This is a genomic window from Enterococcus infantis (genome assembly GCF_049166715.1).
Lineage (GTDB): Bacteria > Bacillota > Bacilli > Lactobacillales > Enterococcaceae > Enterococcus_C > Enterococcus_C leclercqii.
Genome location: NZ_JBMHFB010000016.1, coordinates 22,018 through 33,435, shown reverse-complemented (window position 1 = coordinate 33,435; position 11,418 = coordinate 22,018). Strand labels below are relative to the sequence as shown.

Annotated in this window: 21 protein-coding genes; 17 read left to right on the top strand and 4 right to left on the bottom strand. The window is 41.1% G+C overall.

All coding sequences use genetic code 11. From position 1 onward, the window contains the following. Nucleotides 1-155: 155 nt before the first annotated feature. The 4 genes from ACOMA8_RS14175 to ACOMA8_RS14160 all read right to left on the bottom strand — a co-directional run bounded on the left by ACOMA8_RS14175 (nucleotide 156) and on the right by ACOMA8_RS14160 (nucleotide 3,438). Nucleotides 156-1,364, bottom strand: coding sequence for a tyrosine-type recombinase/integrase (locus ACOMA8_RS14175; RefSeq protein ID WP_421371616.1), 1,209 nt, complete (start codon nucleotides 1,362-1,364; stop codon nucleotides 156-158). Nucleotides 1,365-1,489: 125 nt separating this feature from the next. Then, nucleotides 1,490-2,413, bottom strand: coding sequence for a hypothetical protein (locus tag ACOMA8_RS14170; protein ID WP_421371614.1), 924 nt, complete (start codon nucleotides 2,411-2,413; stop codon nucleotides 1,490-1,492). A gap of 85 nt (nucleotides 2,414-2,498) precedes the next feature. Further along, nucleotides 2,499-2,966, bottom strand: coding sequence for an ImmA/IrrE family metallo-endopeptidase (locus tag ACOMA8_RS14165; RefSeq protein WP_421371612.1), 468 nt, complete (start codon nucleotides 2,964-2,966; stop codon nucleotides 2,499-2,501). Between the two features lie 10 nt (nucleotides 2,967-2,976). Next, entirely contained in the window at nucleotides 2,977-3,438 is a 462-nt protein-coding gene (locus ACOMA8_RS14160) for a helix-turn-helix domain-containing protein (protein WP_421371610.1), read from the bottom strand. 111 nt (nucleotides 3,439-3,549) lie between these two features. Between ACOMA8_RS14160 and ACOMA8_RS14155 the strand changes: the two genes are divergently transcribed. From ACOMA8_RS14155 to ACOMA8_RS14075, 17 genes are all read left to right on the top strand, one after another. After that, on the top strand, nucleotides 3,550-3,855 hold the full coding sequence (locus ACOMA8_RS14155) for a DUF739 family protein (protein ID WP_421371608.1): 306 nt from the start codon (nucleotides 3,550-3,552) through the stop codon (nucleotides 3,853-3,855). After that, nucleotides 3,856-4,098 (top strand): excisionase family DNA-binding protein, encoded by a 243-nt coding sequence (locus ACOMA8_RS14150; RefSeq protein ID WP_421371605.1) that lies wholly within the window; start codon nucleotides 3,856-3,858, stop codon nucleotides 4,096-4,098. It abuts the gene before it with no gap. After that, complete coding sequence (locus tag ACOMA8_RS14145; RefSeq protein WP_421371603.1) at nucleotides 4,095-4,817, top strand: phage antirepressor KilAC domain-containing protein; 723 nt, start codon at nucleotides 4,095-4,097, stop codon at nucleotides 4,815-4,817. Before ACOMA8_RS14150 ends, ACOMA8_RS14145 begins: the two co-directional genes overlap by 4 nt. A gap of 82 nt (nucleotides 4,818-4,899) precedes the next feature. Beyond that, nucleotides 4,900-5,076, top strand: a complete 177-nt coding sequence (locus ACOMA8_RS14140) for a hypothetical protein (protein WP_421371601.1) — start codon at nucleotides 4,900-4,902, stop codon at nucleotides 5,074-5,076. Continuing rightward, nucleotides 5,066-5,302, top strand: coding sequence for a hypothetical protein (locus ACOMA8_RS14135; protein ID WP_421371599.1), 237 nt, complete (start codon nucleotides 5,066-5,068; stop codon nucleotides 5,300-5,302). Before ACOMA8_RS14140 ends, ACOMA8_RS14135 begins: the two co-directional genes overlap by 11 nt. A 39-nt stretch (nucleotides 5,303-5,341) precedes the next feature. After that, nucleotides 5,342-5,689, top strand: coding sequence for a helix-turn-helix domain-containing protein (locus ACOMA8_RS14130; RefSeq protein WP_421371597.1), 348 nt, complete (start codon nucleotides 5,342-5,344; stop codon nucleotides 5,687-5,689). Between the two features lie 77 nt (nucleotides 5,690-5,766). After that, nucleotides 5,767-6,213 (top strand): hypothetical protein, encoded by a 447-nt coding sequence (locus tag ACOMA8_RS14125; RefSeq protein WP_421371595.1) that lies wholly within the window; start codon nucleotides 5,767-5,769, stop codon nucleotides 6,211-6,213. 11 nt (nucleotides 6,214-6,224) lie between these two features. After that, nucleotides 6,225-6,965, top strand: coding sequence for a hypothetical protein (locus ACOMA8_RS14120; RefSeq protein ID WP_421371593.1), 741 nt, complete (start codon nucleotides 6,225-6,227; stop codon nucleotides 6,963-6,965). A gap of 65 nt (nucleotides 6,966-7,030) precedes the next feature. Then, nucleotides 7,031-7,312: a hypothetical protein gene (locus ACOMA8_RS14115; RefSeq protein WP_421371591.1), complete on the top strand. Its 282-nt coding sequence runs from the start codon at nucleotides 7,031-7,033 to the stop codon at nucleotides 7,310-7,312. Between the two features lie 166 nt (nucleotides 7,313-7,478). Beyond that, nucleotides 7,479-8,291, top strand: coding sequence for a rolling circle replication-associated protein (locus ACOMA8_RS14110; protein WP_421371588.1), 813 nt, complete (start codon nucleotides 7,479-7,481; stop codon nucleotides 8,289-8,291). Further along, complete coding sequence (locus ACOMA8_RS14105; RefSeq protein ID WP_421371586.1) at nucleotides 8,281-8,829, top strand: Holliday junction resolvase RecU; 549 nt, start codon at nucleotides 8,281-8,283, stop codon at nucleotides 8,827-8,829. The genes ACOMA8_RS14110 and ACOMA8_RS14105 overlap by 11 nt, the downstream gene beginning before the upstream one ends. Before the next feature lie 2 nt (nucleotides 8,830-8,831). Further along, entirely contained in the window at nucleotides 8,832-9,077 is a 246-nt protein-coding gene (locus ACOMA8_RS14100; protein WP_421371583.1) for a hypothetical protein, read from the top strand. Further along, nucleotides 9,074-9,265 carry a DUF6877 family protein gene (locus tag ACOMA8_RS14095; RefSeq protein WP_421371581.1) on the top strand — a complete coding sequence of 64 codons (192 nt, stop codon included), beginning with the start codon at nucleotides 9,074-9,076 and terminating at the stop codon, nucleotides 9,263-9,265. Before ACOMA8_RS14100 ends, ACOMA8_RS14095 begins: the two co-directional genes overlap by 4 nt. Then, a complete protein-coding gene (locus tag ACOMA8_RS14090; protein WP_421371579.1) occupies nucleotides 9,249-9,647 on the top strand; it encodes a YopX family protein in 399 nt (132 codons plus the stop codon). Before ACOMA8_RS14095 ends, ACOMA8_RS14090 begins: the two co-directional genes overlap by 17 nt. Before the next feature lie 47 nt (nucleotides 9,648-9,694). Next, the gene (locus tag ACOMA8_RS14085; RefSeq protein WP_421371577.1) at nucleotides 9,695-10,471 is read left to right on the top strand and encodes a DNA cytosine methyltransferase; all 777 of its coding nucleotides are present in this window, start codon (nucleotides 9,695-9,697) and stop codon (nucleotides 10,469-10,471) included. A gap of 38 nt (nucleotides 10,472-10,509) precedes the next feature. After that, a complete protein-coding gene (locus ACOMA8_RS14080) occupies nucleotides 10,510-10,845 on the top strand; it encodes a hypothetical protein (protein WP_421371575.1) in 336 nt (111 codons plus the stop codon). 27 nt (nucleotides 10,846-10,872) lie between these two features. Next, the gene (locus ACOMA8_RS14075) at nucleotides 10,873-11,382 is read left to right on the top strand and encodes a hypothetical protein (protein ID WP_421371573.1); all 510 of its coding nucleotides are present in this window, start codon (nucleotides 10,873-10,875) and stop codon (nucleotides 11,380-11,382) included. Nucleotides 11,383-11,418 lie beyond the last annotated feature (36 nt).

The window sequence follows — 11,418 nt, the reverse complement described above, 5'->3', positions numbered from 1 at the left end:
CGTTCTCAGCGTGGAGGCACGGGTTCGAATCCCGTACAGGCTATAACATTAGAAAAGGTTGATAGAACAGGCTTAGCAGCTCGTCTATCAACCTTTTTTCTTTTGCCTAAAAATAGCTGTTTGGGCAGAGGTTTGGGCAGAAAATTTTTTACATATTATTCAATAACATTAACACTACTGATTGCATCTCCAAATGTATCAGCAGCATCTCTGTCTGATTCATCCAATGCGGTAACATACATGTCCATGGTTGTTTTATAGCTTGCGTGTCCTAGTCGCTCCTGAATTACTTTAGTTGGGACTGTGTTCATAGCTACAAGGTAAGACGCACTAGTATGGCGGAGGTCATGGAAGCGAATGTATCGCAGTCCTTCTGATTGCATGAAACGTGCCCACTGTCTTCTCAAACTTTGAGGGATGCAGTGGGTGCCAGTATTAACATCAATAAAAAGATATAACCGGTCTGGTTTTACATTTAACTTTTTCCGGATGCGTGCATTTTCTTCGCAAAGCTGACGTACCATTTTCAGGTAGTCTTCTGGTACGGCCATGGTTTTCTCGTCCGCGTTTTTCAGGCCATCTTTCCTAATCCAATGTTGGATACCAGCTTCATCTTTTTGAGAAACAATCCGTTGATGATACCAAATCATCTTTTCTTCGTGATCAAAATCATCCTCTTGTAAAGCTGTTATTTCGCCTAGACGTGCCCCAGTGATGATGGCCGTATAAATCATCACACGATCTTTGAGTGGAGCAGAGGAGGTCTTGAGTGCTTTAAAAAGTTGATTGATTTCTTTTAGGTTGTAAGGAGGGTAAACGTGCTTTTTCTCTCCAGTTCGTCTCGTGAACTCAATATTTGCAGCAGGATTATTATCAATCAGTGTGTATTCCTTTTTCGCAAGGTTGAGGACGTGGGCAATTACATTTAGGAATCGTTGCTTCGTTTTTCTGGAAACGGGCTTATCTACATCCTTCAGATAAGTTGCACCATCAATGATTTTGCGGATTTGGAATGGGCGAATCTCTCGAAGCTTTTCATCTCCAATCTCGGGAATGAATCGCTTCTCCATGATGGACTTATATCCTTGGTAAGCAGCATCGGAGTCGAGGAGAGCTTTTGCATCATTGATCCAAGTATCTTCAAAGAAGGCTTTCAAGGTAATGTTACGAATATTTTTATAACCATGTTCCTCGAGCTCTTCAATGAAGTCTTCCAGTGATTGTTCAGCCTTGCGCCTATTCTTGGCGTCCACAACATCACTTTCCCGAATGGGGTTGCCTTTTTTGTTATAACCGGTTGTAACACGAAGACGCCAGCGCCCTGGAGAAATTTCTTCTACTGAGCCTTTTAGTCTTTCAGCCATTTGTAACAGCTCGCTTTCTTTGATACAATAGCCAAAGAAGCCTATTGTATTATAGGTTAATGTGTTGCACACCCTTTTAGCTTGCCGGCAGGAGGGTGTGCTTTTTTGTCACGAAGTATGAAAGGTTATCCTTGTCCGTCAATATTAAACATATTTACAGAAATTGCAGGGATAGTGATTTTACCACCAAGGGTTGAATCATAAGTAATATTACCCTTCGATTCTCCATAAATTGTAATAATATCATTTTCAAGAACGCGTGTGGATAACTTATCAGATGTAATTTCAATAAGGGCCACATTGTCGTAGTTGGAGTCTACTGCAAATCGATATTGAGTGTAGCCATCACCTTCCATGACTTGGATGATCTTGCCCTGGAAAGTTACCTTATTTCCCATATACTGGTCAGGAGTACGAGCTAAATTATCATAAGTAATACCAGTATTATATGTTGCAGGGTCATTTTTTTCCGCTTCTTCTTTTGCATCTGCTTCGGCTTGAGCTTTTGCTGCAGCTTCTTGCGCCGCTTTTACTTCTGAATTTGGTTTAACTTTTACCTTCATATCTTTTGTGTCTGAATCAAGCGTTGAGTTAATCGTAATTTCTTCTTCGTCATCACCTGTAAGTTCATATTTTAAAGTGAATTTTCCGTCTTTGTCTGCCTCAGTAGAATCTCCAATGATTCCCATGCCAACAGATACACGTGCATTAGGAGTAGTTGTACCAGAAATAGATGCCTTTCCGTCCTTGTCAACCTCGACTTCTTTAGGAACTTCTAAAGTTAATTCAACTTTTTTAGATGACTCTTTCGTTTCTTCTTTCTTTTCCTCTTTTTTCTCAGATGAATTATCTGCTTTGGCAGATGACTTTGAACTTGGTTCGTCAGCTGCAGTTTTCTTTGATGAATCTGTTGTCAGCCCAAAGCCAACAAATGAAACAACTAGAAGACCAATTGCGATGTTTCGTTTGTTTTTATCTGGCTGTTTCTTAATGAAATACCAAATACCAACCGCTGATGCAATAAATAACACTAAAAACACATTATCCATTTTTTTCTCCTCATCTCTTTGATATAATATTTTTGAGGGATCTCAGGAATGAGGTTCATAGTCCGTGTTTGCAGCACGGGCTTTTTTATTTTCTCGGATTTAGAACGATGACTGAATCGCCAGTAAAGTGAAGAATGTATCCATCATGCAAACTGACTTGCCCAAGTTTGTTGGCATAGTGACGGAGAGCGTCTGCTAATATATCAATTTCGACCTCCAAATATTCCGCGCATTCATAATTCCCAATACATCCAGCAAATGAACATTCAATCAACTTATCCAATGGTACTAGCGCCTCCAAGGCTAGACGCCTCGCTCTAAGCTCCTGTTTTCGATTTTCTGGCGAATCATAGTTGATGATATTGCCAACAGAAGTCTTGTGATGGCTGTATTCTTCCATCAACCTCTCTTTCTTTCGGTTAGTTGATAAACTCTTCTCAATGTAAATACGGCCCTGACGATACAACCCTTCGTAGCCCTTTTCTAAAAGTGGCCCTTCAATCACTGGTACTTCATTACTCACCATATCTAAAAGCGTTTCAAAGTCATTCACTTAAAACACCTCACTGATCCCGATGTTTTTCATCATATTTTGTATCTAAGTCATCCAAGAAATCATTCAAGTCGTCGATCTCTTCAGAGGATGCTATGTGGTCTTCATCAACTCTATGAGCTGCAAGGGTATAGATATCATTATCCGAATTGGGATAAGCGACTAGTCCTTTTTGTTCATTTAATTGCTTAATAGCAAAGTTAGAGACTAATTTCTGTCTATCCATATTCAACTGATTGTAAATGGAGGTTATACTATTTTTTTCCATCTCAACATCGAGGCCCATTAGCCAAGCTTCATTAACATCCAAAGCATTTGCTAGTAATAAGAGATTATCTTGCTTCGCTTCATATTTTGCCTTCAAGTAATCGCTTATAGAGTTCCTTCCGATACCAGTTCTTCTGGATAATTCAGCCTGGGATATTCCTTTTAGGGATAGCGCTTCACTTAGTCTGTCTGCAAAACTGTTCATAATTCTGTACACCTCCATGAACACATTATACTGTTAAAATTTTTTAACAGCAAGCATAAAGTACAGAAAGCTGAACAATTATTGTTGACATACGTTAACTTTGAGATTAAGATGGATTTGTACAGAAAACCGAACGCGCGAGGTGGAGGTGATTTGATGAAGAAGTTCTCTGTCACATATAACTATGACTTGCTACTTAAAAAGATGAAGGAAAAGCGCTATTCTCAAGAGTCACTAGCCCCTGCAGTTAACATGAGCCGGACTTCTCTGAATCAAAAGTTAAACAGTAAGTCGAATTTTACACAATCTGAAATACTTCGGGTGTCTAAAGTACTAGATATCTCTAATAGTGATGTAGGGGAATATTTTTTTACAGCGGTTGTACGGAAAACTGAACAAAAAGAGGAGGTAAGGTAGGTGTCACAAACTTTGACTTTGGTGAGTCTAGAGGATCTACGAGTACTTCTATCGGAAAAAACGATTAGAAATGAAATCTGGGGATCGCAAGAAGCTGCAGACTATCTTGGATCCTCTGCTTCAACAATTAACAAAGAAGCGGAGGCTGGTGTTATTCCCGGAGTGAAAGTTGGAAAAAACTGGAAATTTTCTTCGATAGCGCTATACGAGTATGTTGCGAGAAAGCAGGTGAGAAAAGAATGAACGAACTAATAAAGGTGACTACTAACGAAAATGATGAACAGCTGATCAGCGGACGGGAATTGCATGGTTTTTTAGAAGTAACCGAACGCTACTCAAGCTGGTTCGAGCGAATGCTTAAATATGGATTTGCCGAAGGAGTGGATTACACAGGGTGTAAAGTTTTTAACGCCCTAGCAAGACAGACCTTGCAAGACCACGCTTTAAAACTGGACATGGCAAAAGAAATATCAATGATCCAGCGTTCTGAGAAGGGCAGGCAAGCACGGCAGTATTTTTTGCAGGTTGAGCGTGCGTGGAATAATCCAGAAATGGTCGTCCAGCGTGCTTTACAAATTCAAACTCGTAAAGTCGAGGCATTGCAACTCGAAAATGCTGAGATGAGACCCAAAGCGCTGTTTGCTGATTCCGTTTCTGCAAGTCACACGAGCATTTTGGTCGGTGATCTCGCAAAACTGATCAAGCAGAATGGAGTAGAGATGGGGGCAAATCGACTTTTTGAATGGTTAAGAGGAAATGGCTTCTTGATTCGTCGTAAAGGTACAGACTGGAACATGCCAACTCAAAAATCAATGGATCTGGAACTATTCGAGGTGAAAGAGACAGTGGTTTCACATTCCGATGGTCACACATCGATTAATAAGACTCCAAAAGTAACTGGTAAAGGACAAGTGTATTTTGTCAATAAACTTGTGGCTCAATCGAGAGGAGCAAGTATTTGATAAATTTAAAAAATGCATTTCTATTGTTCGTGATTGCAATAATTTTATCCGCAATGACTTGCTTAATTGAAGGGAGAAAAAAATGAAACATGTAATTCGCATTGTTGCTGTCACACTCATCTTTTTTAATGTACTGCATATCTGGATGAACTGGCAGATGGCATTTGTTTGGACGTTGCCATTTGGTTTGTTGCTTTTTACTTCATACGATGATGCAGAAGCAAAACGAGTGGAAAGGAGAAGAAAAAATGAAATTTGAACAACAGGAGTTAACCATTGAGGTTCCTAAGAAATATGCGAAGCCTTATGCACAGAAAATCAAAAATATTTTGTGGACCAGATTCGAATCAACTGCCGAAGTTGAAGATCGTTCCTTTGATAGTGATGAAAATTCGGATATCACTATCTACTTTTTATCGACCAATGAGCAATATACACAGTTAGTGGCACTTGTACTAACTTACTTCGGGAATATTTTGCGGTGATATTACCGAATTTAAATAAACGGGAAGGAGGGACTGTTAATGGTTGAGATTTCAGAAGAGCGATTGGCAGAACTTGAAAATTATGAGTGGAAAGTGAAGAAAGACAAGAGAAATATTATCGAAAGAAAATTGGAACGTATTGATACTTCAACAATTGGCGGAAGAGTTAAATTTTTAAGGATAAAAAGGGGTTTGACGTTAAAAGAGCTTTCCGAAAAATCAGGGATTTTCGCAAGTAATATTAATTTGATGGAACTTGGAAAGAGAAAAATCAGTTTTGAAAAAGTTATTAAGCTGTGTGAAGGCTTAGAGGTTCGAGTAGAGGAGGTTGACCCATACTTGATAGATGAAATCAGAAGGATCAACAGTAATGCAAAAAAAGACTGACCACAGCCGGCAAGCATGGTCAGTCGAAGAAATCATTTAACTAAAGAAAGTATAGCACAGGAGGGAGCAATTTTTCCATGGAGAAAATCAATACGAATCTCAGTGAGCTTGCTGAGGGCTCTTTGCAGGAGCGCTTTGATCACGAAGTGGCCAAAGTGACAGAAAACATTTTGGATTTGAATACGGATCCGGAGAAAAAACGAAAGATCACCATCACAGTCACCTTAACTGCAGATGATCATCGAGACATGATGTATTTGGATGCAGAAGTGAAATCATCGCTGGTTCCACGAAAAGCAGTAGGAACAAAAGTGCTGATTGATGAATTGGATGGCAATGTATATGCCAACGAACTGAAAAGCGGACAAAAAGGGCAAATGTTCTTTGATACGGCTGATTCTAAATTAAAAGATGATCATGGAAAGCCTGTTGAAGAAATTGAAAAAGAAGTGGCAGCGCAACAAGTCAAAGAACCAGGTGAGATCATCAAATTCATTGATGATAAAAAAAGCCAAATTAACTAGGAGGAAATGCAATGACAGAGAATATCAAAGATGCATTGGCATATGCGGTAGAGCTCGCTGATGGACAAAAGGTTTTATATGAAGAAAAAGGAAAAACATTTTATGACAGAGGCAAGGCGACCCTGGTCGAACTGGAAGGGTTAAAGTATGCCTCATCTTTAGAAGTCCATACCCTCTCTGGACTGGTTGGCTATCTGAAAGAGCAGTTTGATAAAACTTTGGGGAGTAAGTTGCTGATCCATGTTGCTTCACCTACGAAAGTCAATGTCTACTCGGAACTAGATGCGGACAGAAAACGGGAATCTGCTATTTTGGCCACAGCAGAATTAGATCGCTATCCATATGGCCGGTTCTTGGATTCGGAACAATTCATCATCAATATTTTGTCCCTTTTCCAACGCGATGAGAATTCCGAAGCGATTCGGAAGTGCGCTAGTGCAATCCGAATTGAAGGCGGTGGGGATGTCACTGACAATGGCGTTTCTCAGACCGTGACTGTTAAACAGGGAGCGGCAACTGTTGGTCAAGCAGAGGTCCCTAGCCCGGTTGAGTTGAGACCTTACCGCACATTTTTGGAAGTCGAACAGCCAGCTAGCCCGTTTGTATTTCGGATTGATAAAAATGGGAACTGTGCACTTTTTGAAGCTGATGGTGGTATGTGGAAGCACCACGCAATTGCAAATGTGATGGAGTATTTGCAAGGCGAATTTGATGATGAAATCAATTCCGGCTTTATCACAATCATTGGCTAAAACCGAATAGGGCTGTGTGATGTCTTTTCATGCAGCCTTTTTATTTGGCAAAAAGGAGGGAGACTATGCTGATGTTAGCCGAAGCAGTCCATGTAATCGAGGATCTACCAGCACGAGTCGTAAGTGTGCGACTGATGAAGCGAAAAGAGGATGTTCCGGAATTTGTTTACACCATCATGGCCAAGACTACTGATGGTTGGGTGCAAACTTTCCAGCTACGAGGTCGACAGATTTTTAAGTCTATCTACCACATGGATGGCAAACATAAATCTGAAGAGGTATTGTTTTTCACTTTTGAAAATCACGATCATAGCATTCTAGAACAAATGAATGCAAAAAAAGAGTGAACGTCATGGCCGACGTTCACTCACGGATTTGGTACTAATCATTAACTACCAATAGTATACCATCTCCGACAACTTTTTTCAATGAAACGCTGATTTGTCGGCGTTTTGTGGGCTTGTAATAGGTCTTAACTTAGCGACGTTGTGAAAAAACAAGAGGAGAATGGCAATGTTTATCAGACAGAATAAATACGATACAGGAAGTTATTCCGAAGTGGATGTTATTCCGTTACCTGATGAAGTGAAGCGGGGGTCACCTGGAAGGAATCGGAGGAAGAGGGAGTATCTGACTCGTCCAGAACAACAGGTTCTAAATGACAGAAACTCCTTCAGGTGGATGCGGTTATGCATGCAAGGGAATTTTGTTAAAGGGGATTACTACTTCACGCTGACATACCAGGAGGGTGAGATACCGCCTCCGGAGAAAGTGGATGAAGCCAAAAAGGATCTTACCAATTTCTTGAGAAAATGTAGGGACCGGTACAAGAAGCTTCAAAAAGAATTGAAATACATCTGGGTCATGGAGTATCAGCTGGATGATGAAGAGAAGTATTTGGAACGGGTCCATTTCCATGTGGTGATGAATGCTGGAATCAGCAGGGATGATTTGGATGAGTGCTGGTCCCGTGGCGGTGGCAAAAATAGAAAAGCTCTGGGCTATGTGACTACCAAGAAGATTCTTCCGAGTTCGGATACAGGATTGGAAGCACTGGCCGGATACTTCGCTAAGGGTCACAGATGGAAAAAGGGCAAGAAGCTGTGGAATTGCAGCAGGAATCTTGACCGGCCATATAAAACTAAAAATGATTACAAATTCACCCGGAAGCAGCTGGAGAAAATGGCAACATCAAATGACTTGGGTGCTGAGATCCTCGCTAAGAAATATCCGGGTTATCACATCGCCAGTATTGTGTTTAAGGAAAACCAGTTTAAGGGATGGCACATGTATTTGAAAATGTGGAAGAAAGAGGATGGTGGCTAACGTGCCGAAATATTCGATGATGGCTAACGTGCCGAAATATTCACAGAGTATACAAAACAGGATGAACAATGATCGGGGGCATCTTTTGGAACGAATGATTGATCAGGCATGTCTATATTACAAAAACTGTGACATTGCCATGATTGAGAAAACGCCTGAACCTTTCCGAGTGAAGGGAAAAAATTCTGACGGGACTTTTGTCGGGTGGTTTACCGGAATGGCTCAACCAGATTACAAGGGAACATTAGCTGGTGGGCGTGCGATAGCATTTGAAGCTAAAATGACCACTACTGGAAAACTAAAGAGAACTGTGATTACTGAAAACCAGTCTGTTTGTCTCAAGTATCACCACCAGATGGGAGCGGTAGTTGGTGTTTGTTGTCTGATCAATAATACAGCAGGGTTCGTTCCCTGGAGCGTTTGGAAAGACATGAAGCTAGTTTTTGGCCATCAGCATTTGACTGAGGAGGACTTGATGAAGTATCAAGTACCAACGATAGGATATGTTGATTTTCTTCGGATATCAGAGAGGAGTTAGTCATGGCGATTTTGAATGAAAAAGTGGAGGAAATGAAGTTTGATGCATTTTGCAACGTGCGGGGATGGAAATACCTAGACCTGCACCTGAATCCTAAAAATCCGAAGCAGCGTCTTGCTATTTGCGTGGATGAAGAGGGAATGAATCGAACGTTTTTGATTGCTGAGTCGGGATACTATTACGAGTGTTTGCCGGGGAAAAGAGCAATTTTCACGCCTTATGTATTAGAGAAAGAAGGTTCGTCATGAAAGCTATTGACCGACTGAATGTGTTGCTGTCTGAGTATGAATTCCCACTGGCGGTGCTCCAAGATGTTAATCATCGTTTGGAATGCTGTAGGGATGAAGCATATGTGGAGCAGCAAGTGAGGTATTTAGAAAATCTGATTGAGGTAAAAATTGGGGGTTGGAGGGCGAAAGATGATACCGAAGTTTAGAGCGTGGGTTAAACCCGGGATTCTGTCAAATCATCCAGACGGAGTGATAGCAGAAGCTACACCAGATTTTTTAGGAAGGAACTGTTTGGTAAAAAGAAATGATCTAAAAGGTGCTAAATGTTTCGCTGAGATATTTGATTTTGATGATGTTGTTCTTATGCAATACACCGGACTGTTTGATGCACACGGGAATCAGTATTGTCAGGATGATTTGGTTAAATGGGATGGTGAAATCTATCGCCTGATGCTTGGAAGCTACTCATTTGAGTTAGATGGATTTTATAGACAGATACAAGATGACCCGTGTGATTTCTTTTCGGAGGATGCCTATTTACATGGAAAAATCATCGGAAATATATATGAAAATCTGGAACTACTGTAAAAAAGCCGCTATCGCTGACTTTAGTGGACTGAGAGAGGAGCACGCTCATGAAGGCACTATCACTTTTTAGCGGAATTGGTGGGATTGATCTAGCTGCAGAATGGGCTGGGATCGATACAGTCGCTTTTTGCGAGTACGCTGATTTTCCACGGCAAGTATTAAAAAAGCATTGGCCAAACGTGCCAATTTTTAAAGACGTGAAGCAACTCAATAAAGAGTTGTTGGAGAAAGAAGGTGTGATCGATCAAGACCGAACAATTGACATTATTCACGGAGGATTCCCTTGCCAACCTTACAGTTCAGTTGGGAAGCGACGAGGCACGGAAGATGACCGTGACCTCTGGCCAGAAATGTTTAGAATTATCGACGAACTCAGGCCCACTTGGGTTGTTGGAGAAAATGTTGCTAACTTCGCCAATATGGAGCTCGACCGCACACTATCTAACTTGGAAAGCATCGGCTACGAAGCAAGGGCGTTTGTACTACCTGCTTCAGCCGTGGGGGCGTGGCACCAGCGATCAAGAACATTTATTGTGGCCAACTCCAATCGCAAGCGATGGGATAGCTTGGAAATACACCAGGAAAGCAGATGTTGGGCGTTCTGTGAGGATAGCTTTGACCAGCAAACCAGGGGGGAGACGCGGACAGAAGCGGGTTGTATACTATCTCGCGCTACTGGAATACTCGCCGATCCAAGCGTCAGAATTTATCGAAACGATGATGGGCTTTCCGAAGGGATGGACAGACTTAAGTCGCTAGGAAATGCAGTAGTGCCGCAACAGATTTTTCCTATCTTTGCGGCGATTATGGAACTTGAGCGGTAAGTTAACGACGGATTTAGCGGAATAGGAGAGGTGATTTTATGACGCCATTTGAACAAAAGGTGAAAGCTGACAGTTTAACATTAGAGCAAATAATCGAAGCTTTAAGAGATTCGCGGTGTGTTGATAGCAGGGTTTTCCCCGCAATTATATTGAGCGAGAGCGGTGAGGAGTTTATATCGTCTTATCAGGTCAAAGTGCTATTGGATCAAGCAAATATCCAACGTGAAATGACTAAAGATGATTGGCAAGCTCTACCCGAAATCATGAAATTTGTAAATAGGCAAGGAATTGAAGATTGGTATGGAAAAGGCGCTGTTAAACAGTTAAATAGGATTAAAAAAAAGCTAATTAAAATAGCTGAGTCAGTCAGCTAACCACCAATTTAGAAAAGAGGAAACAATATGAGTACAACTGAAATTATGATGATTAAGTCTAATGGAGATGTCGTGGGTTACACGGATATTCAAAATGCTTGGCGTGGTGGAATGCACGTATGGAATAGCCTTCAAGAAAAATACAATATCCACGATAAACTGTTCGGAGTGAACGGCTTTAAGAATACGTGGGCGAAATTTAACAAAGGGTTTTATCAAAGGCACGAAGATATAGTGCTGGGCTCAACTTTCGATGATGTCATCGTATTAAAAGAAGACTTCGGGAAGCTAATTCATGCTTTTAAAATGTATGGGAAAGAAGAGCCTGCTTCAAGCTTTTCGGAACAGGCCGATATTATCAACAAAATGATAGCTGATGAGGAATGTATTGGTGTCGCATGGAATCAAACATCTGTCTGTGATGATGCGTGGGATTTTGGTTATGACGAAGAGAATGATGAAACGATTCCCTACAATATTTATAAAGGCAGCAAGCATTGGAATTTGTTCGTGGAATTGAAAGAATCGGTCAGCTAACACACCCAAATTAAGGAGTAATCCTATGACATACGA